The following is a 21210-nucleotide window of genomic DNA, read 5'->3' on the forward strand; positions in this document are numbered from 1 at the left end:
ATGACAAAAGGCTGACGTCCGCGCCTGTCGACGGTCCGCCGGCCACCGTCCGGCCTAACGTGGCCGAGCGTGAACCGTGATCTTCGCCGTGACCTCTACACCGTCGGGGCCGCCGTCCTGCTCGTGGTGGCGGCCGCGCTGGCCGGCACCGCCATCAAGCGTGCCAAGGACGTCCTGCACGTCGGCTGGCCGCCCCTGTACGCCACCTGGCTGCCCCACACCGGCCCCGGCACCCCCGCCGCGATCACCCTCGCCCTCGCCGTCGTGGCGCATGGCCCCACGCTGGCCACCCGGCTGCCCTGGCGCCCACTGCTGTGGGCCTCCTGGGCCACCGCCACGGCCTGGACCTTCTCCCTGGCCCTCGTCGACGGCCCGCACCGCGGGATCACCCGCCGACTGACGACCAAGTACGAGTACCTCCAGGCCATCGACCGCTTCCACGACATCCCCGGCACCGTGCGGGACTTCACCCGCCACATCCTGCTCGACTCCCCCGCCCACTGGCCCCCGCACGTCGCCGGACACCCCCCGGGTGCCACCCTCACCTTCGTCCTCCTGGACCGGATCGGCCTGGGCGGCGGAGCCTGGGCGGGCACTTTTGTCATCACCGTCGGGGCGACCACAGCAATCGCAGTCCTCATCACCGTACGGGCACTCGCGGGCGAGACCCTCGCCCGGCACGCCGCGCCCTTCCTCATCCTGGCCCCGGCAGCGGTATGGGCGGGCACGTCGGCGGACGGGTACTTCGCGGCGGTCGCCGCCTGGGCAGTGGCCTTCCTCGCTCTCGCGGTGACCGACCGCCACCCACAAGCGACCGGCTTCGCCGCCGGGCTCCTCCTCGGCCTCACCGCCTACCTCTCCTACGGCCTCACACTCTTCGCCGCAATAGCCGCCACCACCTGGCTGCTCGGCTCCCGCCGGCTGCAGATCCTCCCCTACGCGATCGCCGGACTCACCGTCGTCCCGGCAGCATTCACCGCGGCGGGCTTCAACTGGTGGGAGGCATACCACCTGCTGATCGAGCGCTACCACCAGGGCGCCGGCGGCTTCCGCCCCTACAGCTACTGGGTATGGGCCAACCTCGCCTGCACAGCGCTCGTAGTGGGCCCGGCCACCGTGGCCGGCCTCCGCCGCACCGCCGCCCTCCTCACCCAGCGGCACGCGTCGCCCCCCGCCGACCGCCGCATGGGGCTACTGCTGTGCACGGCCCTGCTCATACTGCTCACCGCCAACCTGTCCGGAATGAGCAAAGCAGAAACAGAACGAATCTGGCTGCCCTTCACCATATGGCTGCTCGCCGCCGGAACACTCCTTCCCCACCCCCGCATCTGGCTCACCGCCCAGGCAACCCTGAGCCTGCTCCTCAACCACCTACTACTCACCGGCTGGTAAGCGGCTGGTGAGCGGTCCCTACCACCCCGCCCAGTTGCCGACACCGACCGGACCCAGCACCTCCCGGTACCGGTCAAGGACATCGAGCAGGCGGCACAGGGACCTCACGCCAGGTACCCAAGCGACCCCTGCAGGAGAGCCGCCTGACTCCGCACACCTCAAACCCGGACAAAGGCAACAGAACCCGCGGACGCGTGAGCCCGCACACGCGGACGATGCTTACCGCCAGCTCCAGCTCCGAGCCAACATCGACGTCGAGGACCGCTCCACAGCGCGCGGCGAGCCAGAGGAACTTTCGGATCCATGGGCCACTCGCCATGATCCGCACTCCCGCAAACCCGAACCCGCACGCGTGCCGCAGCCCACACAGCGACGCGGCATCGAGCGGGCCGCGCCCGGCATGGTCAACCGACGCACGAGGCGCTGGAACGGTTCGCCTTGCGCGAGGCCGGCGTCCCCCGCAACGCACTCACCCAACGCCACCTGGATTTGAAAAACCACTTCTACGAAGCGGTACGCGCCCGGGGCCAGCTGCCCGACAGCGAGCGGCGACTACGTCAGCAGATCACCAGACTCAAGGAACTACGGGCACGCGACGCCGAGGAGATCGCCCAGCTACGCACCGATGTCGAACACCTCGTCCACGCCCTTGACCAACTCACCACGGAGAACCACCTCCTGCGCAGCGAGGCAAGCGCCCCGCGCGCCCACGTTCTCGCGCTCCCCAACCCACGTCCATCTCATGCCGGGACCTGAACAACCCGCACAGACCAGCCGACCGAAGTACTGACTTGGGCAGCTGAGGGTGACGGCGGCAAAGGGGTGCCGGCGCGAGTGGCGCCGTGGGGCGCGAGACTCAGAGGGCGAGGGCGCGAGCAGGGCCGCAGGACGGTGGCACGACGCCGCCGCGTGGGTGCGCAGCGGCAGGTGCGGCATAGCGCAGTGCGGCGTAGCGGCGGTCGCCTGTCGGCGCAGGGTGGCGTCTGCAGCGACCGCCGCTGTCACCTCACGGCCCTCGGGCTCCGGGCCGCTCCGGAGGAGAGCCCCGGGGCGGCCCGGAGGCCAAGGACGGCGAGGTGTTCCGGCAGAGGATCCGCGTGGCCGTAGACCGTGGACCGCTGGACCACGCCCGCGCCCTGCGCGTCTCGCGCCGACGGGCTCCTGCCCGGCGCTCCGGCGGGCGCGTCCCCGGCGATCCAGCGGATGCCCCGCCGGCGATCCAGCGGATGCCCCGCCGGCGATCCAGCGGATGCCCCGCCGGCGATCTAGCAGGTGGCCCCGGTGTGCTCCCGCACAGTCGCCGCCTCGCTCGCCGTCGTCCCGGCCCCCGGCTCGGCGCTCTGCTTCGCGAAGCCGCGCCGGCCCGGCAGGACCGCGAGGACGATCAGTGTTCCGGCGGCCATGATGATCCCGCCGATGAGGCTGGTCTGGGCGACGCCGTGGGCGAAGGCCTGGTGGACGGCGTCCACGGCGGCCTGGGCCTGCTGGGGCCCGGCGGAGGGATCCTGCGCGACCCGCTCCGCGACGGCCAGGCCGGCGCCGACCGAGTCCTTGGCGGTCTCCATCGCCTTCGCCGGGAGGCGGTTGCCCACCAGGTCGGTCAGCTCGTCCCGGTAGGCCGTGCCCAGCAGCGAGCCCAGCACCGCGATGCCCAGCGCCCCGCCCAGCTCCAGCGCGGTGTCGTTGACACCGCCGCCGACGCCCAGCTCGGACTCGGGGAAGGAGCCCATGATCGTGTCGGTCGCCGGGGAGATGCTCAGTCCGAGCGCGAGGCCCAGCATCATCAGCGGCGCCAGGAAGTCCCCGTACGTCGACCCCTTGTCGATCTGGGTGAGCAGGAACATGCCCGCCGTGCCGACGGCCATGCCGGTCACGGCCATGACCCTCACCCCCAGCTTCGGGGCGAGCACCCCGGTCACCGCGGACCCGAGGAACACCGCACCGCCCAGCGGCAGCAGCCGTACACCCGTGTCCAGGGCGCCGTAGCCGAGGACGAACTGCAGGAACTGCGTCGCGTAGTAGATCACGGCGAACATGCCGAAGAAGAAGAACATCACCGCGAGCATCGAGCCGCTGAAGGGCCGCAGCGCGAACTTTCGGACGTCCAGCATCGGGTGCGGGTGCCGCAGCTCCCAGGCGACGAAGGTGACCAGACCGACACCGGCGACCACGGCGGCGGTGACGGGGCCGACGCCCCAGCCGGAGTGCGGGCCCTCGATGGCGGCGTAGATCAGGGAGCCGACGGTGACGATCGACAGCAGACCACCGACGTAGTCGATCCGGCCCATGCCCTCCGCTTTGGACGGCGGTACCAGGGCGAGCGCGCCGAACACGGCGAGGACGGCGATCGGCACGTTGATCAGGAAGGTCGAGCCCCAGGCGTGGTCCTCAAGCAGCCAGCCGGACACCAGCGGGCCGACGGCTACCGCCACCCCGGAGGTCGCGGCCCAAGCGGTGATGGCCTTGCCCCGCTCGCTCCTGGGGAAGGTCGCGACCACCAGGGACAGCGTGGCCGGCATCACGACCGCGGCACCCACACCCATGATCGCGCGGGCCACGATGACCAGCGAGGTCTCGTCGACCATGCTCCCCATCACCGAACCGCCGGCGAAGATCAGCAGACCCAGCACGAGCGCGCCGCGCCGGCTGTACTTGTCGCCGATCGCGCCCAGCACCAGCATCAGCGCCGCGTACGGAACGGTGTAGCTGTCGACGACCCACTGCAGATCACTGCTGGTCAGGCCCAGGTCGGTGGTCATGTCGGGGGCGGCGACGATCAGCGACGTATTCGCCATCACCGTGATCAGCAGGCTCAGGCACAGCACGAGGAGCACCCACCAGCGCCGCGCGTACGGCCCGGCTATTTTCTCCACGGGGGTGTTCGCAAGGAAGGGCATCAGTAGCTCCTGAGGGGGGCGGGGCGGACGAGCGGAATCACTTGATTGCTCGTGAGGGGAGCGGGCGACGGGCTGAGATCTCAGGGCTTCGAGATCATCCTGTGGCCCCTTTTGGGCTTCCCTCGGCGATCCTCTGGAGGGCCGCGTCGGTGTCCGCGGTGGCCAGCGTGCTGTTGATGTCGGCGCCGGCCAGTGCGCCGGCCGCTGCGGAGGCCCCGACCTGGGCGACCAGATCGGTGGCGTTGCCGGCCACCCACACACCCGGCACCTCGGTGGTGCCGGCCGTGCCGGAGGCGAAACCGCGGCCCTTCGGCAGGTCCTGCACCGGCAGGCCCAGACCTTCCAGGCCCTGGGTGCGGGTCTGCATCGGCGCGGCGACCGCGACGACGCGGCGGGCCACGACCTGGCCGTCGGCCAGGCGCACCCCGGCGAGGGCACCGTCCTCGTCGTTGACGACCTCGGTGACCGGGGTGTCGATGACGCGGATGCCGCGGGCGGCGAAGCGGGCGCGGCTGTCCTCGTCCAGGTCGGTGCCGTGGGTGAAGTAGGTCAGGTCCTCGGTCAGCTGACGGAACAAAAACGCGTGGCCGATGGAGGCCGGGCCGGTGGCGAGGACGCCGATGGGCTCATCGCGCACCTCCCAGCCGTGGCAGTAGGGGCAGTGCACCACACTGTGTCCCCAGTGCTCGGCGAGCCCGGGCACCTGTGGCAGCACATCCGTGAGGCCGGTGGCCACCAGGATGCGGCGAGCGGTGATGCCGCGGCCGTCGGCCAGGGTGACGGTGAACCGCAGGTCCCCGTCCGCCGACGGGGCGGCGGACTCGGCCGAGACCACCTCGCCGGACACGACGCGTCCGCCGTACTGGCGCACCTGCTCCCGGCCCCGTCGAAGGATCTCGGATGGCGGGGTGCCGTCCAGGACGATGAAGCCGTGCATGGCCTCCGCGGGCGCGTTGCGCGGGGAGCCGCTGTCGATCACGACGACCGAGCGGCGGGAGCGGGCGAGCATCAGCGCACCGTTCAGCCCCGCGGCGCCCCCGCCGATCACCACCGCGTCGACGGTCCCCTCGGCCAGTGCGTCGCTCTCGTACGGAGGAGTCGCCACAGCCATGGCCTCCTGCCTTTCCTTGTCAGTCATGGTTCGGTCAACCCTTCGAGTTCTGGGTGGTTGGAGGGGGCAGCTGTTCAAGAAGCCGAGGATGTGGTCGGCGACCGTCTTGGGCTGTTGTGGAGAGTCCGGCCCCGGTTTGCTTGGGACGTTGGTGATGTACAGATCCAGTTCGGCGATGAAACTCGCCGTCGCCAGGACCGCCAGGACCGCCAGGATCAGACCGTGCCCTGCCGGCCTGGAAGGCGTCGCAACGCCGGGCGGCGCGGAGGAGTTCAAAGGCATGGGTTGCCCTCGATCGCGCCAGGCGTGCACGCAGCCTGTCCGGTGAGCCCAGGACAGTTATGTACTGAACAGTCAGAAACCTAGGCGGTTCTGTACTGAGTTGTCAAGAACGGCGGGTCGGCCCTACCTTTTGTGTATGGCGAGACCACGAAGCTTCGACCGCGACCACGTCCTCCATGCCGCCGAGCGACAGTTCCGCACCTCGGGCTACAACGGCACGAGCGTCGACGACATAAGCGCCGCCACCGGCCTGGGCCGCGGCAGCCTCTATGCCGCGTTCGACGGGAAGCACGGCGTGCTGCTGCAGGCGATGGCCAGCTACTTCGCACGGCTGGGGCAGTTTGCGCCGAAGGCGCTCGCCGGACCGGACGAGAGCGCCCTGGAACGACTGCACCAGTACTTGCTCCGCGCCGTCCACGGAGTGCCACTCGCCGCAGACGTCCCCCCCGCCCCTGACCGGGCGGCGGCGGCCTGCTTCGCCGCCAAGATGGCCCTGGAGATCGGCGCCTCCGACGCCGAGGTGGAACGCCTGGCCAACGACTGCTTCTCCGTGGTCGCCACGGCAGTGGCCGAGTGTGTGCGAGCGGCGCAGCGCAACGGCGACATCGACCCCGACGCGGATCCCGACGACCTTGCGTACCTTCTGCTGACCGTCATCCGCGGAATCGATGTCGTAGGCGCGGTCGGCCACAGTCCCGCCCGGCTGACCTCGATCGCGGAGAGCGCGTTCGCCTTGCTGCCTCGCCCGCACCACCACTGAGAAGGGCACGGCCGGCCTCGTTGCACAGGAATACCTTCTCCTCGTGGGCCGCGTGTACGCGGTGGTCGCCAGGCCGGCCCCCGCGAGCGCAAAGGGCCGCTACCTGGCTGTGTACGGCACCAGTTGGGGTATCGCAGGGATCGCAGCCCCTCTCCTGTGGACGCAACTGCTCGAGCATGCCGGGCCCGCCGGGCTCTGGAGTGCGATGGCACTCGCATGCCTGCTGCTCGCGGTCCTGCAGCCAGCTCTGGTCCGCTACGTCACCTTCCGTGGTATGACGACCAACGCCGTTCAACACCTGTCGAGTTGAGCTGAAGAACGACGGCGCGCGGGGCATACCGCAGGGTTCGAATACGTACCGGAACCCACCTACGAGATGGGCTCTGCGCGATCTACCTGGCACTGTGCCAAGTCGAGAACTCAGCCGCCGAAGCCATCACCGGGTTCCGGCCCACGCGTCAGGCGGGCCTCCGTGCTCACGGTGCCCCAAGGACGGTTCCATACCGACTGTGGCCGGACTGCTTGCGTAGTTCAAAGAGCCGAGGCGATCCGTAGTCCTTCAACATGTAGGACTTGACAGAGAAGACGAAGTGCGCCGGATGCTGCTCGGCCAGGCGCGCGGCGGCGGCCGGGCGACGGCTCAGGCGGCGGGTGCGGTACTCGAAGGCGAGGCGGCCGTCGGCCCAGATGATGACCTCGCCGTCCAGGACGACGTCGTTCGGCAGCTCGGCAGCCGCGGCGACCAACTCGGGGAAGGCGGCCGTGAGGTCGGTGCCGTGCCCAGAGCGCAGCAGCGTCCGCTCCTGGTCATGGACGAGCAACACGCGGAAACCGTCCTTCTCCGGACTTTGTTGTGCCTCATGAGACACGCGGCCACCGGCAAGACGGCTCCGGGGAGCGAGTGACTGGTCCTGGTCTGGCGTCACCGTGACGCGGGCCTGGTTCAGGTGGAGACAGGGGTGCGGGACAGGGCGGTGCGCAGCGCGAAGATGCCGAGCAGGCCGCCTGCCGTGAACCGTTGGGCGGTCATGACGCGGGGCCGGGCGGCCAGGAACCCCGACACCCGTGCCGCGGCCAGCATGATCAGAGCGTTCACACAGATCCCCACGATGATCTGCACACCACCGAGCTGCAGCAGTTGCCCCCAGGCCGGACCTGCCTGCGGGTCCAGGAACTGGGGCAGCAGGGCGGCATACATCAGGGCGATCTTGGGGTTGAGCAGGTTGGTCAGCAGCCCCATCGAGAACAGCCGGGCGTCGGAGACCGGAGGCAAGTCCTTAGCCGGGGTGAAGGGCGAGCGGCCGCCGGGCTTGAGCATGCCCCAGGCGAGGTAGGCCAGGTAAGCGGCCCCGGCAAGCTTGACCACCGTAAATGCCACCGGTACGGCCGCGAACAGTGCGGACAGGCCCGCGGCCGCGGCCAGCAGATAGCACAGGAATCCCACCGCAGTCCCGCCGAGGCTGACCAGACCCGCCCTGCGGCCTTGGGTGATCGCGCGGGAGGCGAGGTGGATCATGTTCGGTCCCGGGGTCAGGGCCATGCCCAGTTCGATCAGGGCCACTCCCCCCGCCGCGGCCAGCGTGATCACCGGTCAGCCTCCTGGTCGTTCGTCGGGCAGTTGATACGAGCTGGGCCGTCCACGTGCAACGGACAGCTACGCCGCATCAGCAGCGCCTGTCTTGCCGTCTGCAGAGTACGGCCTTGCTGCTTGCTGTCTTCGCCCGCCCCCGACCCCGTTCCTGGTGCGTCGACGACATCAAGTGCTGAGGCGGCAGTTGAAGCGGGCAGGGGTTGGCAGGCTGCCCCAGCCGCACCTGCGTCGAGACATCTCAAGGTGTCTGGAGAACGGTCCTACTTCGGCTCCGCCGTCCAGCCCTCTGCTGCGCCCGGATCCGGTCCGGCGATCCGCGTTGCCTTGGCTCCGCGGCGCAGCGTTGCACCACCGTCTGGGTGATGGCTTCTCAGCCCTGGGCGTGCTCGTACTCGGTGCGCTGTTGTCCGCGGCCGGCTGCCATGTCTTGCGGTGTCTTCACCTCCTCCCGGTGCGCGGCCGGCTCCCCTCGCCGCTTGGTGGGCGCCCAGTCGGCGGCGTAGGTGCAGCGGGCATCGGCCGGCGGCAGCCACTGGGCCGGGCCGCGGTAGACCGTGCGAGAGGCGACAAGGCCGGGCGGTGCAGCGGCTGTTCAGGGAGCGACGGCGGTGCAGCGGCTGTTCAGGGGGCGACGATGGTCTGTGAGAAGGCGGTGGCCAGTTCGGCGGGCGGTGTTTGGTCGGTGACCAGGATGTCCGCGGCGGACAGGGGGCCCAGTGCCATCGCCTTCTTGCGGTTGAACTTGGTGTGGTCGGCGGCGAGGACGACGCGGTCGGCGAGGGCGGCGAGGGTGCGCCGCACCTCGACTTCGGCAGGGTCGAAGTAGGTGATGCCCCGCTCGGCGGAGAGCCCGCCGCAGCCCAGGACCAGCACATCGAGGTGGACCTGCGGCCGTTCCTGGGCGGCGGTGGAGGCGACCAGGCTCAGCTCCGGCGTCATCAGCCCGCCCAGGACCAGGACCCGGCTTCCGGTGTCCCTCAGCTCGAACGCCGCATGCAGCGAGTTGGTGATCACTGTCAGGTCGCTGCGGTGCGCGAGCGCCGCGGCAACCGCCGTGCAGGTCGTCCCGGTGTCGATGCCGACCGCGGCCCCCGGTCCGACCAGGTCGGCAACGGCGGTGGCGATCCTCGCCTTCTCGGGCATCATCGTCGATGACCGCGAGCCGTACGCGGGAGCCCGGCGGGGCACGGCGCCGCCGTGGACGCGGTGCAAGAGTCCCGCCTGGTCGAGTTCGGCAAGGTCACGGCGGATGGTCATGCCGGTCACCCCAAAACGCTCCGCGAGCGCTTTGACGTCCACCTGGCCCGCCTCTTGCAGCGCCTTGAGGATGTCCCTCTGCCGGGAGCTGCGTACCGTTTCCACCTCGTCCTGAGCCACGTTCCTCACGCTATCCGGCTCCCCCTCCACTCCCCCGGGCGGGGCGGCCGAGTGATCACGGCTCCCCACCGCACCGCAGTATCGATGTTCATGTGAACAGTACACCTCTCGGTGACGCCGTCAGTGCATCCGTCAGTGCATCCGTCAGTTCAGCCCATCGCGGCCGCACATCAAGAGAGGGACGTACCTAAGGACGAGCGTCATCGAGGTGCAGGATCTATTGACCTGCACTCTCCCCGAGGCTACGGTCCCACCCATTCAATGTTCATTCGAACATAACCGTTCGGAGGTTCCCGTGGCTGTGCCCATCAAAGCCCGTATCGAGAAGGTGCCCGGCGGGCTGATGCTTGTCCCGATGCTGGTCGGAGCCCTGGTCCACACGACAGCGCCCGGCACCGGAGAGTTCTTCGGCTCCTTCACCGGGGCGTTGTTCACGGGACTGCCGGCGATCCTGGCCGTCTTCTACGTGTGCCTGGGGGCGACCCTGGACGTCAAGGCAACGCCGTACATCGCGAAGAAGGGCGGCGTGCTGCTGGGTACCAAGGTCGTGTTCGCGTTGCTCATCGGCGTTGTGATGGGTCACCTCCTGGGCGAGGCCCCGGTCAGCGGGGGCGCGTTCGCGGGGCTGTCCACCCTGGCCGTCGTGGCGGCGCTCAACGACACCAACGGCGGTCTGTACATGTCGCTGATGGCGCAGTTCGGCCGCAAGCGCGACGTGGGTGCCTACAGCGTCATGAGCCTGGAGTCCGGCCCGTTCCTGACCATGGTCACCCTCGGCGTCGCCGGACTGTCCGCCTTCCCCTGGCAAACCCTGGTGGGCGCCATCCTCCCGCTGGCACTGGGGATGCTGCTGGGCAATCTCGACCCCGAGATACGCCGGTTCCTGGCGCCTGCGGTACCCGCGCTCGTACCTTTCCTCGGACTGTCGCTGGGACTCACCCTCAACCTGACCGCCGTCTGGAAGGCCGGGCTGCTGGGGGTCGCACTGGGCCTGTTCGTGGTGCTGGCGGGCGGCGCGGCGCTGCTGCTGGCCGACAAGCTCAGCGGCGGCGACGGCATCGCGGGCCTGGCCGCGGCCACCACCGCCGGCAACGCCGCCGTCGTCCCCTCCATCGTGGCGGCCGCCAACCCCATCTACGCACCGGCCGCCCAGTCCGCCACCGTACTCATCGCCTCCTCCGTCGTGGTCACCTCCATCCTGTGTCCCCTGATCACCGCCCTGTGGGCACGCCGCATCCTGCGCCGGCCCCTGGCAGCGCAAGGGGCCGAGGAGCCGATACCCGACGGACCCGGATCACCACTCACTGCCCACGACGGCCCCGGTTCACCACTCACTGTCGACGACGGACCCGGTTCGCCGACCACTGTCCACGACGGTCCCGGTTCGCCGATCGCTGGCCACGGTGTCTCCCGGGCAGGCTCTGCCCCCACCGGGCAGCACGACCGCGAGTAACAGCAAGTGGCCGTAAGCGGCAGCAAGTAACCGCACAGCAAGACCTACTCACCTCGGAGAAGCACATGCGTGACCCGCGAGTCGTGCGTTGCACGTACTACCTGGAATCGGAGATCGACCCGGAGCAGGCCGCCGCGGCCATGGCCGGCGAGCAGTCCAGCGGCACGTTCGTGGCGGTGCCCGGCGAGTCCCCCCGCCTCCGCGAACGCCATGCCGCACAGGTGATCAGCGTCCAGGAGCTGGGCCTTCGCAGCCCATCGCTGCCCTCGCGCACCCCTGCCAAGGACGTACGGGCCGCGTTGGCAGTGGTGGAGTTCCCGATGGAGAACATCGGGACCGACCTGGCCACACTGCAGACCACCGTCGCGGGCAACCTCTTCGAACTCGGCGAGCTGTTCGCCTGCCGTCTGCAGGACATCGAACTGCCAAAGGAGTTCCTGGCGGCACACCACGGCCCGGCGTTCGGCATACCGGGCACCCGCACGCTGCTGGGCAATGCCGACGGCGTCATGATCGGCACGATTATCAAGCCCAACGTGGGCCTGGCCGAGGACGAATTCCGCCTGGTCGTCCGCGAGCTGGCCAGGTCCTCGATCGACCTGATCAAGGACGACGAGCTGATGACCGACCCCGCCTATCTGCCGCTGGAGCGCCGGGTGGCCATCGCCACCGAAGAGATCCGCGAGGCCGAACAGCACACCGGCCACCCCGTGATGTACGCCTTCAACATCACCGGAGACCTCGCCGGACTGCAGCAACGCCACGACCTCGTGGTCCAGGCCGGCGGCCGGTGTGTGATGCTCAACGTGCCGATCATGGGGCTGCCCGCGCTGGCCTGGCTGCGGGAATTCTCCGCAGTGCCCATCCACGGACACCGCGCCGGGCTGGCCGGGTCGATGCGCGCGCCGGGACTGGGGATGTCCTACCGGGTCTGGCAGCAGCTCGCCCGCCTGGCAGGCGCCGACCACCTGCACGTCAGCGGGCTCGGCAGCAAGTTCTACGAGAGCGATACGGAGGTTGCCGCCAACGTGCGCAGCCTGCTGGAGCCGCTGGGGGACTTTCCGAGTCCGGTGCCGACGCTGTCGTCGGGGCAGAACGTCACCACTCCGGGGCCGACCTACGCCGCGGTCGGCACCACGGATCTGCTGATGCTCGCCGGCGGCGCAGTGGCCGCCCATCCCGACGGCCCGGCCGCCGGCGTGCGCAGCCTGCGAGCCGCCTGGGCCGCGGCCGTCGACGGCGTGCCGCTGGAAGCAGCCGCCCACACCGCCGCACAGGCCGGAGATCCGGCGCTGCTGCACGCCGGGCGCACCTTCGGGGGCCTGGCCTGACATGACGTACGTCAGTTTTGTCGCCGACGACCTCACCGGAGCCAGCGATGTCCTCGCCCAGGCACACCAATACGGCCTGAACGCCGTGCTCGTCGTCGGAGACGGCAGAGCGCCTCTTCCCACCGACTGCGACGTCGTGGGCATCGCCGGACCCTCCCGCTCACTCGGCGCAGCCGCCTTCGACACACTGGTCCGCGCCCAGCTGGCCCGGATCGCGACGGCCGATGCCGAGGTAGTGCTGTACAAAGTCTGCTCCACCTTCGACAGTTCACCCGCCCGCGGCAGCATCGGCAGAGGCATCGAACTGCTCCACACGCACTTCCCCGGCCACGGACCCATCCCCGTCGCGCCGGCGCAACCGGGCTTCGGCCGGTACACCGCCTTCAGCCACCACTTCGCCGCCCACTCGAGCCATGTGCACCGCCTGGATCGCCATCCGGTGATGGCACAGCATCCCTCGACGCCGATGGACGAGGCCGACCTGCGGCACGTGCTCGCCACGCAGTGGCACAGTGATGAGGTGCCCGGAGCCATTCATCTGCCGGCACACGCCGATGGTTCCTTCCGCGAGCAGTGGGAAGCCCACCGCCGCGGCAAGGGCGCCGCCTTCGTTGTGGACGCGGTCGACGACGCCCACCTGGACGCCGTCGCCCGTGCGCTGCGGGCGCAGTCCTCCCGGCAGGGGCCTGCCCTCGTGGTGGGTTCCGGAGGCATCATGGCGGCCCTGGCCCGTACCGCCACCGGACACTCCCCGCAGGCCGAGACCGTGCAGCCCGCCTCCGGGCCCGTCCTGGCCCTCAGCGCCTCGGCCTCCAGCACCACCGCCGCACAGATCGCCGACGCCACCGCACACGGCTGGGCCGAGATCGCCGTACCCACCCAACTGCTCACCGGCGAAGATCCCTCCCTGGCGGAGGAGTTGGAGCAGCGGGCGGCGGCCTGGCTCGCCGCCGGCCGGCACGTCATCGTGCACACCACCCGCGGCACCCAGGACCCCCGCTACACCCAAGCCGGGCCCCTGGACGCCGCCTACATCGGGACGCTCCTCGGCACCCTGGCCGCCGGCACAGCCGCCAAGGGCCTCACCCACGACATCGCGGTACTCGGCGGCGACACCTCCAGCCACGCGCTACTGGCCATGGGAGTGCGCGAGCTGCGCGTGTCCTCCCAATTCGTCACCGCGGCACCGATCTGCCACCCCGACAGCGACGCAGCAGTGGCCGGCTGCCGACTGCTGCTCAAAGGCGGCCAGGCCGGCCCCACCGATGTCCTCCGGCGCTTCGCCCAGCCGGCCCCCGCGGCCTGACCAACCCGGTCGTCACCACCGGCACCGGCATCCCCGGCACACCCTCCCCGACACGAAGGAGCACGACGCTCATGAGGGCCATCATCAAGGCAGCCGCAGGCCGCGGCGTCCAGTACGTCACCGACGCACCCGAACCGAAGGCGGGGGACGGCACCGTCGTCATCGACATCGCCGCGGCCTCCCTGTGCGGCACCGACCGTGAATGCTACGAATGGTCACCGGCGGCTCAGGCGTTCCACCTGGACCTCCCGGTCGTCCTTGGCCACGAAGGAGCGGGGACGGTCGTCGAGGTCGGCCCCGGGGTGGAGAACCTGCGGGTCGGCGACCGGGTCGCGCTGGAGAGCCACCTGCCCTGCGGGCAGTGCTTCGCCTGCCGCACCGGACACGCGCACACCTGCGAGCGCACCCAGATCCTTGGCATGCACTTCGACGGGGTCTTCGCCGAGCGAGTCGCCGTACCGCAGAACATCTGCGTACCGCTCCCGGACGCCGTATCGCTGGAAACCGGCGCCCTGCTGGAATCCGCGGGCGTCGCCGTACACGCCATACAACGCGCCGGATACTCCGTCGCCGGCCAAGGCGTCCTGATCAGCGGCGCAGGCCCCGTGGGCATGGTCCTCGCCCGGCTCGCCTCCCTCATGGGCGCCGCCTACGTCATCGTGATCGAACCCAACCCGTACCGCCGCGCCGCAGCCGAACAACTCGGCGTCATCGCCATGGAACCCGGCGAAGCAGCCATCGAACGCAGCCACCAACTCAGCGGCCACCGCGGCGGCGCCGACGTCGCCTTCGAATGCTCCGGAGCAGCCGCCGCCCTGCCGCCCCTCCTCGGCGCCCTGCGCAGGGAAGGCACGATCATCACCGTCGGACACCCGGGCCGACCCGTGGAAATCGACATCGCCACCCACATCAACAAACGCGGCATCACACTGCGCGGCATCTTCGGCCGCCGCCTGTGGGACACCTGGGAACAGACCCTGCTCCTGCTCGACTCCGGCCGCCTCGACCTCGACTGGCTCATCACCCACCGACTGCCACTGCACCAGACCAACCAGGCCGTCGACCTCCTCACCGGCGACGCCTGCAAGGTCCTGCTGGTGCCGAACCTCGACTGACTTCGCACACAGGCGCTGCCTGGCCTGCCACAACGAGCTCTACGGAAGTGGCCCTGACTGGGCAGCGCAATCGTGTGGGATCAGCGGGTTCGGCGGGAACGGGAGCGGGCCAGCCCACCGAGGGTGACGGCGATCAAGCCCAGGAACATGGCGACGTAGGCGCCGCCGAGCCCGTTGCCGGTCCCCAGACCGCCATCGGCGGTGGCCGCGACCGTCCCGCCGACGGCCACGGCAATCAGACCCGCCGCCAGAGCCGTGACAGCTCCGTTCCGCCGGGCCCAGGAGACAGTGCGTCCCTGCCTGGCGGGGCGGGCCAGGGCCAGGCCACCGCCCACCGCGCCGAGGAAGCCGACCAATGCCGACAGGGAGGCCCCGACCCGGCCGACGCTCACGGTGTACACGCTCGCGGCGACCGGCTGGGCCAAGACATCCGGAGCGGCCGGTTCAGCGAACACGAAACCACCGACCAGGACGGCAACGACAACAGCAACGGCAGCAGCAACAGTGAGCACGGAGCGAACGGACATGAGTTGTCCTGCCTTTCTCATAGGGTCGGAACTCGTCATTTGCTAGATCGCGGGCCCCAACGGGCATGGCATGGCTGCGGATTGCGAGCGGCGGCTACGACCTAGCAGCGGGGCGCAGCAGCCAGCGCGGGGACAGTGTCTGGACCAGGGCCAGGATGCTGAGGGCGAACATCACCACGCCCAAGGGAACATGCAACGAGGGCACGCGCGCGATACCCAACGCGACCTGCGCCGAGGCGAGAAGGAGGAAGCCAGTGGCGTACAGGACGGGGCGAGCGGAGCCGCCGCCCCGGCGCCAGGCCAGGATCGCGGCGAGCACGTACAACATGGCGGATCCGTACATCACCTTCGACCCGACGTCATGCATCACATAGCCATGCGACGAAGTCAGCAGCATGCCCGCGGTGACCGCCTGGAAGAAGAGGGCCAGAGTCTGCAGGGCTAACGCGGCCTTGAGGAAGGTGAGGCCACGCGGCGCGGCGGCCGTCATCTGTCTGGTCACGGTGTGTCCCTCTTGTCTCTCTTGTGGTGGGCGGAGACAGACAGTTAGTTCCGAGCCGTTGGCGTCAGCGCAGGGTGAGCGGGGTCTCGGAGGTGACGTGGGTCAGTTTCTCGGGGTTGCGGACGAAGTAGAGGCCGGTGATGCGGGCGGCCTCGACGCGGACGGCCATGACGCCGTCGAGCTCGCCGCCCACGTATACGGCGAGTGCGGGGCTGCCGTTGACCACGGTGGGCTCCCAGGCGATGGTGGCCTGCACCTTGGCGGAACCGCCGAGGTAGAAGCGGACGATCTTCTCGGCGCCGATGACCGGATGCAGCGCGGCCCTCTTGACGCCACCACCATCACTGAGCAGCACAACATCGGGAGCAAGTACGTCGAGGAGGTCCTGCGGGTTCCCGGTCTGGAGGGCGCGCTGAAAGGACTCCAGGGCCGCCCGCGTCTCACCCAGCGAAGCCGACCTACGCGGGCGGCGAGCACCGACATACCGACGGGCACGACACGCAATCTGACGCACAGCACCAGAACTCTTACCGACGGCCTCGGCGATCTCCTCGTAACCGACCTCGAAAACCTCACGCAGCACGAACACCGCCCGCTCGGTGGGGGAAAGGCTTTCCAGGACGAGCATCATCGCCATCGACATGCTCTCGGCGAGTTCGACGTCCTCGGCCACGTCCGGCGCGGTGATCAGCGGTTCGGGCAGCCACTGGCCGACATACGCCTCACGGCGGCGCTTCACGGTACGCAGCCGGTTCAGCGCCTGCCGGGTCGCAATCCGCACCAGGTACGCCCGCCGGTCGCTCACCAGCCCCAAGTCCACCTTGACCCAACGCAGCCAGGTCTCCTGAAGGACATCCTCGGCGTCGGCCGCCGATCCCAGCATCTCGTACGCGACCGTGAACAGCACCTTACGGTGAGCGACAAACACCTCGGTCGCCAGGTCAGCGGCGCCGTCAGTGTCAGTGGTGCGGTCAGTGTCAGTGGTGTGATCGGTGTCGGTGGTGCGGTCGGTCATCTCTCGGTCCCTCTCCCTGTTCTCAGCCATGAGTGGCTGCTCCGTTTTCCACGGGCCGCACCGTCTTCCCGGCGGACAAATCCGGCGCGGCAGCCAGGCGGTACCTGCGCCTGGGCAGCCCGAAAGTCGGATGCGAGGCGGTCCACAGCGACACCTTGAGGACGCCCGCCTTGATCCGCGCCGCCTTCCGGCCGCCCACATACCCCCGCCTCGCCTGCGCTTCGCGGTCGACCAGCTGCAGGATCCCGTCCCGCCGCCCGAGGCTGATGTGATTGCCGTGGTAATCCAGCTTGGACTCCGGGACCTTACGGCCCGTCAGGCGGGCCACGATCGCGGTCACGGCCTGCATGCCAGTGCAACCGGCCGAAGCACACGACATCGGCAACGGCCGACCGTTGTCACCAACGGCGTAGGCACTGTCGCCAACCGCATACACGCTGGGATGCGAGACCGACCGCATGGTGCGGTCGACGACGATCCGACCGTTCTCGGTGACCTTCAGCCCGCCGGCGGCGGCGATGGGGCTGACCGCGAACCCGGCCGTCCACACAGTCGCCTCCGACGCCAGGGCGGTGCCGTCGGTACACAACACCCGCGTCGCTTCGACGGCTTCGACGGTGGTGTGCTCCAGGACGGTGATGCCCAGCCGGTCGCAGGCCCGGCGCAGGTGGCCGCGGGCTCCGGCGGACAGCGGGGCGCCCAGCTCGCCGCGGGCGACCAGCGTCACCGGCAGGCCGGGCCGGGATTCGGCGATCTCGGTGGCGGTCTCGATACCGGTCAACCCGTCGCCGACGACCAGCACACTCCCGCCGTCACCCCGCCGACTCAGACTGTCCAGGCGCTCGCGCAGGCGCAGCGCCGAGGCCCGGCCGGTGACGTCGAAGGCGTACTCGGCCACGCCGGGGACGCCGTGGTCGGCGACGTGACTGCCGAGCGCGTAGAGAAGTGTGTCGTAGCCGAGCTCGCCGTCGCCGTCGGCGTCGGCCACGGCGACGACCCGGCGTTCGGGGTCGACGGCGGTGACACGGGCCAGGCGCAGCCGTATCCCCGTGCCCGCGAAGACGTCGGCGAGCCGTGGAGCCTCGATCTCCTGACCGGCCGCGAGCTGGTGCAGCCGCAACCGCTGGACGAAGTCCGGCTCGGCGTTGACCACGGTGATCTCGGTGTCCGCCGGGGACAGCCGGCGGGCCAGGGTCCCGGCCGCGTAGGCCCCGGCATAGCCGGCACCCAGGACGACGATGCGGTGCTTCATGAGTTGCTCCCATCGGCTCGCTTGTTCCCGGTGAGTTGAGCGGAACGGCGCCCTGAGTGCCGACGGGAACTCACGTCCGCGTAACCGCTGCCGACCGCGACCGCCTCGGCCTTCTCGGTCATGCTGCCTCCTCTGTCTCAAGGGGTTCGGTCTCAAGACACCGCGCGGCGGACCGTTGTGACATCGTGTGAGGCAGATCACTCCATGGGGGTGGGCTCGGCACGCGAAGTCCTCAGGCACCTCCCCGCCGGCCGAAGTCCGGTCGGCAGGCGTCGGCCGTGTCCGGGACACGGTCCGGGCACCGCTGTGACCAGCAGGGACAGCTGACGGGCTGTCCCGGACAGGCGGTTTCCGTTCCCTCCGGCAGGTCCCGGCGGCACGCTCCGATCAGTCCGGCCGGTGACGTCGGCGAATGGTTCGCCGTCCGCGACAAGGCCGGCAACAACCTGCCGGTCGCCATTCAGTGGGAGTTCTACCTCTGGGGCATCCCGGAGCGACAAGGCGTCATCTACTCCACCGCCGGCGTCAGCGCCGGCTGGCAGTACAAGAACAAGTCCTTCCCCGAGGCCGCGGACACCAACGGAGACACGCTCGGGACCACACCCCGCCCCCGCCCCCAGTTCTCGCACCCAACGCGTGCCCGGTCCGCTCACACCCTCCGCACGCTCACCCCGGTCGCACTCAACGCATCGGTCTCCTCCTCCGCCGCACCCTCGTCCGTGACGACAACATGCACCGAAGCAGCCGGAGCAACCACCGCCAGCGCCGTACGGGCCAGCTTTGCCCCCTCCGCCACCGCGATGATGCGGCGCGAGGAGGCGATCGCCGCGCGCTTGACCGCCGCGTCGTCCAAGTCGTACGCGGTCAAGCCGTGCGCCGCATTCAGCCCGCAACAGCCCAGCACCGCCGTATCGAAACGCAACGCCGCAACCGACGCCTCAGTCAAGGGTCCGGTCAACGCCAACTCCCCCGCCCTGGGGCGGCCGCCGGGGACCAGCAGGGTCAGTTGCGGCGCCCCGGTCAGGGCATTCACCGCGTGCAGGGACAGGGGCATCACCGTCAGCCGGCGGCCCGCCAGCGCACGGGCCACCTCAAGGCACGTCGTACCACTGTCCAGGAGGACGGACTCCCCGTCGGCGAGGAGGCCGGCGACCTCGGTGGCGATGCGCCGCTTGGCGGTGGTGCCCTCCTGCGCCCGCAGCGCGAACGGGGGCTCCTCGCCACGCAGCAGGAGACTGCGCGCTCCACCCCGGTAACGCTCCAGTACTCCCTGGCCCGCCAGTACCTCCAGGTCGCGGCGCACCGTCATCTCCGACGCGCCGGTCAGGGCGGCCAGCTCCGCGACGCCGATGTTCCCGGCCTCGCGTACCGCGTCAGTGATCCGCCTCAGGCGGTCTGTACTCGCTGTTGTTGCCACGACTCGATAGAACAGGAATCGTGTGCGTAAATCAATCTTACAAACACCGGATCTGTTCGCTATGTTCGCGGGATGGAGAGATCTCTGCGACACGGCCGCGTGGCCACGTTTGCCTACTTCGCGCTCAACGGCTTCGTCCTGGGCATGTGGGTGGTCCACATCCCCGCCGTCGAACACCGCGCCGGCATCAGCCACGCCGTACTGGGCTGGCTCCTGCTCCTGCTCGGACTCGGCGCCTTCGCCGGCATGCAGATCGCCGGCCCGCTCACCGACCGCATCGGCGCCCGCACGATCGTCCCGCTCAGCGCGGCGCTGTGCAGCGCGGCCGTCGTCCTGCCGGGCCTCGCCACGAATGTCTGGGCGCTCGGCGCGGCCCTGTTGCTGCTCGGATTCGGCAACGGCTGCCTGGATGTGAGCATGAACGCCCACGCCGTCCAGGTCGAGCGCGGTTACGGACGTCCCGTCATGTCCGCCTTCCACGCCACCTTCTCCATCGGCGGGGTCCTTGCGGCGCTGGTCGGGGCCCGTACGCTCAGCTGGGGCTGGAGCCCCGCGGCGACCCTCGGCGCGGTGGCACTCCTCGGGCTCGCCGTCGCCGCACCGGCCGCGCGCGGACTTTTGCGATCCGCACGTACCACCCCTGATACGAAGAAGACCTCCAGCCGTACGGGGGCAGCGCCCCGCAGCCGTACCCCCCGGCGTATCTGGCTCCTGGCCGCACTCGCCCTGATGCTCATGCTCTGCGAAGGGGTGGCCAACGACTGGAGCGTGCTGCATCTCAGGGACGTACTGGACGCCCCGCCTGCCACCGCCGCGCTCGCCTACGGCGCCTTCTCCACCACCATGACCATCGGCCGACTGCTCGCCGACCGCGTGGCGGGCCGGTTCGGCGCGGTGGCCGTACTGCGTTACGGAGCCGCGCTGGCCGCGCTCGGCATGACGGTCGCGGCGCTCTCCCCCTGGATCCCGCTCGCCCTGGCGGGCTGGGCCGTCTTCGGCGCCGGCCTCTCCGGCTGCATCCCCCAGCTGTTCAGCGCCGCGGGCCACGCCGACCAGGAAGCGGCCGGCGTCAACGTCTCGCGCGTCGCCGGCCTCGGCTACCTCGGTATGCTCGCCGGCCCCGCGGTCATCGGACCGCTGACCCACCTCGCGCCGCTCAACCTCACGTTTTTCCTGCCCGTGGCCCTGTGCGCCATCGCCGCCTGCACCGCAGCCGTACTGCGTAGTCCCAGGCCGGTCACACCACGAGCAGCGGCCGAGGCCGAAACCGTATGACCAGAGCCGTGTGACCAGGCCGTGTGACCAGGCCGTGTGACCAGGCCGTGTGACCAGGCCGTATGGCCGAAGCCCCCGCCTGAGCGTGAGCCGTCCCGCCGATCACCGACCGGTGGGGCGACTCACACGTCCCCGGTCAGCGGGACTCCGGCTTCGGCTCAGCGGCCGCCCGCTCCGCGTTCTTCTCCTTGATCCGGGCCGCTTCCTTGCGCACCTCCGCCTGCGTGGCGCGCTCCTTCTGCAGCCACTCCGGAAGCTCCTGCTTCAGCGCGTCGATCTGCTCCGTGGTCAGCGCCTCGGTGATCCCGCCTCGCGCGAGACCCGAGATGGAGATGCCCAGCTTCGCCGCGACCACGGGCCGGGGGTGCGGGCCGTTGCGCCGCAGGTCCTGGAGCCACGCGGGCGGATCGGCCTGCAACGCGTTCAGCTCGGCGCGCGAAACAACACCCTCCTGGAACTCGGCGGGGGTGGCGGGGAGGTACACACCCAGCTTCTTTGCCGCGGTGGCAGGCTTCATCGTCTGGGTGGTCTGGTGCGACGTCATGTGTCAAGGGTATCGATCGTGTGCACTGCCTTTGACCACGCCATCGTGTGCACTGCCTTTGAC

The 21210-nt window shown here is 70.0% G+C and carries 20 protein-coding genes; 9 read left to right on the forward strand and 11 right to left on the reverse strand.

Features of this window, described 5'->3' with window-relative positions:
- Nucleotides 1–69: 69 nt before the first annotated feature.
- Both AB0I82_RS00105 and AB0I82_RS00110 read left to right on the forward strand, forming a co-directional pair.
- Nucleotides 70–1392, forward strand: a complete 1323-nt coding sequence (locus AB0I82_RS00105) for a hypothetical protein (protein WP_363254720.1) — start codon at nt 70–72, stop codon at nt 1390–1392.
- A gap of 438 nt (nt 1393–1830) precedes the next feature.
- Nucleotides 1831–2148, forward strand: a complete 318-nt coding sequence (locus AB0I82_RS00110) for a hypothetical protein (RefSeq protein WP_363254721.1) — start codon at nt 1831–1833, stop codon at nt 2146–2148.
- A 509-nt stretch (nt 2149–2657) separates the two neighbouring features.
- Here AB0I82_RS00110 and AB0I82_RS00115 read toward each other — a convergent pair.
- Together AB0I82_RS00115 and AB0I82_RS00120 are read right to left on the reverse strand one after the other, a co-directional pair.
- Nucleotides 2658–4289, reverse strand: coding sequence for an MFS transporter (locus AB0I82_RS00115; protein WP_363254722.1), 1632 nt, complete (start codon nt 4287–4289; stop codon nt 2658–2660).
- A gap of 94 nt (nt 4290–4383) precedes the next feature.
- Nucleotides 4384–5400, reverse strand: a complete 1017-nt coding sequence (locus AB0I82_RS00120) for an NAD(P)/FAD-dependent oxidoreductase (RefSeq protein ID WP_363256019.1) — start codon at nt 5398–5400, stop codon at nt 4384–4386.
- Nucleotides 5401–5818: 418 nt separating this feature from the next.
- Here AB0I82_RS00120 and AB0I82_RS00125 point away from each other — a divergent pair, with 418 nt between their 5' ends.
- Together AB0I82_RS00125 and AB0I82_RS00130 are read left to right on the forward strand one after the other, a co-directional pair.
- Entirely contained in the window at nt 5819–6442 is a 624-nt protein-coding gene (locus AB0I82_RS00125) for a TetR/AcrR family transcriptional regulator (RefSeq protein ID WP_363254723.1), read from the forward strand.
- Between the two features lie 43 nt (nt 6443–6485).
- On the forward strand, nt 6486–6752 hold the full coding sequence (locus AB0I82_RS00130; RefSeq protein ID WP_363254724.1) for a hypothetical protein: 267 nt from the start codon (nt 6486–6488) through the stop codon (nt 6750–6752).
- A 166-nt stretch (nt 6753–6918) separates the two neighbouring features.
- On the opposite strand, the gene AB0I82_RS00135 is transcribed toward AB0I82_RS00130, so the two are convergent.
- The 3 genes from AB0I82_RS00135 to AB0I82_RS00145 form a co-directional block, all read right to left on the reverse strand.
- A complete protein-coding gene (locus AB0I82_RS00135) occupies nt 6919–7266 on the reverse strand; it encodes a hypothetical protein (protein WP_363254725.1) in 348 nt (115 codons plus the stop codon).
- Nucleotides 7267–7385: 119 nt separating this feature from the next.
- On the reverse strand, nt 7386–8030 hold the full coding sequence (locus tag AB0I82_RS00140; protein WP_363254726.1) for a LysE family translocator: 645 nt from the start codon (nt 8028–8030) through the stop codon (nt 7386–7388).
- A gap of 624 nt (nt 8031–8654) precedes the next feature.
- Nucleotides 8655–9410, reverse strand: coding sequence for a DeoR/GlpR family DNA-binding transcription regulator (locus tag AB0I82_RS00145; RefSeq protein WP_363254727.1), 756 nt, complete (start codon nt 9408–9410; stop codon nt 8655–8657).
- 295 nt (nt 9411–9705) lie between these two features.
- Between AB0I82_RS00145 and AB0I82_RS00150 the strand changes: the two genes are divergently transcribed.
- From AB0I82_RS00150 to AB0I82_RS00165, 4 genes are all read left to right on the forward strand, one after another.
- The gene (locus AB0I82_RS00150) at nt 9706–10863 is read left to right on the forward strand and encodes a 2-keto-3-deoxygluconate permease (RefSeq protein ID WP_363254728.1); all 1158 of its coding nucleotides are present in this window, start codon (nt 9706–9708) and stop codon (nt 10861–10863) included.
- 65 nt (nt 10864–10928) lie between these two features.
- Nucleotides 10929–12194: a RuBisCO large subunit C-terminal-like domain-containing protein gene (locus AB0I82_RS00155; RefSeq protein WP_363254729.1), complete on the forward strand. Its 1266-nt coding sequence runs from the start codon at nt 10929–10931 to the stop codon at nt 12192–12194.
- A gap of 1 nt (nt 12195) precedes the next feature.
- On the forward strand, nt 12196–13500 hold the full coding sequence (locus tag AB0I82_RS00160) for a four-carbon acid sugar kinase family protein (RefSeq protein ID WP_363254730.1): 1305 nt from the start codon (nt 12196–12198) through the stop codon (nt 13498–13500).
- A 71-nt stretch (nt 13501–13571) separates the two neighbouring features.
- Complete coding sequence (locus AB0I82_RS00165) at nt 13572–14615, forward strand: alcohol dehydrogenase catalytic domain-containing protein (protein ID WP_363254731.1); 1044 nt, start codon at nt 13572–13574, stop codon at nt 14613–14615.
- Between the two features lie 80 nt (nt 14616–14695).
- Here the strand turns inward: AB0I82_RS00165 and AB0I82_RS00170 are convergent, their stop codons facing one another.
- The 5 genes from AB0I82_RS00170 to AB0I82_RS00190 all read right to left on the reverse strand — a co-directional run bounded on the left by AB0I82_RS00170 (nt 14696) and on the right by AB0I82_RS00190 (nt 19328).
- Complete coding sequence (locus tag AB0I82_RS00170) at nt 14696–15142, reverse strand: DUF6223 family protein (RefSeq protein WP_363254733.1); 447 nt, start codon at nt 15140–15142, stop codon at nt 14696–14698.
- A gap of 94 nt (nt 15143–15236) precedes the next feature.
- Nucleotides 15237–15632, reverse strand: coding sequence for a hypothetical protein (locus tag AB0I82_RS00175; protein WP_363256020.1), 396 nt, complete (start codon nt 15630–15632; stop codon nt 15237–15239).
- A gap of 76 nt (nt 15633–15708) precedes the next feature.
- Complete coding sequence (locus AB0I82_RS00180) at nt 15709–16659, reverse strand: RNA polymerase sigma-70 factor (RefSeq protein WP_363254734.1); 951 nt, start codon at nt 16657–16659, stop codon at nt 15709–15711.
- 22 nt (nt 16660–16681) lie between these two features.
- The gene (locus AB0I82_RS00185) at nt 16682–17911 is read right to left on the reverse strand and encodes an FAD-dependent oxidoreductase (protein ID WP_363254735.1); all 1230 of its coding nucleotides are present in this window, start codon (nt 17909–17911) and stop codon (nt 16682–16684) included.
- A 649-nt stretch (nt 17912–18560) separates the two neighbouring features.
- Nucleotides 18561–19328 (reverse strand): DeoR/GlpR family DNA-binding transcription regulator, encoded by a 768-nt coding sequence (locus AB0I82_RS00190; RefSeq protein ID WP_363254736.1) that lies wholly within the window; start codon nt 19326–19328, stop codon nt 18561–18563.
- A 72-nt stretch (nt 19329–19400) separates the two neighbouring features.
- Between AB0I82_RS00190 and AB0I82_RS00195 the strand changes: the two genes are divergently transcribed.
- On the forward strand, nt 19401–20603 hold the full coding sequence (locus AB0I82_RS00195) for an MFS transporter (RefSeq protein ID WP_363254737.1): 1203 nt from the start codon (nt 19401–19403) through the stop codon (nt 20601–20603).
- Nucleotides 20604–20739: 136 nt separating this feature from the next.
- On the opposite strand, the gene AB0I82_RS00200 is transcribed toward AB0I82_RS00195, so the two are convergent.
- Nucleotides 20740–21147 (reverse strand): DUF5997 family protein, encoded by a 408-nt coding sequence (locus AB0I82_RS00200; protein WP_223731412.1) that lies wholly within the window; start codon nt 21145–21147, stop codon nt 20740–20742.
- Between the last annotated feature and the right edge of the window lie 63 nt (nt 21148–21210).

Source organism: Streptomyces sp. NPDC050315 (assembly GCF_040655775.1).
Lineage (GTDB): Bacteria > Actinomycetota > Actinomycetes > Streptomycetales > Streptomycetaceae > Streptomyces.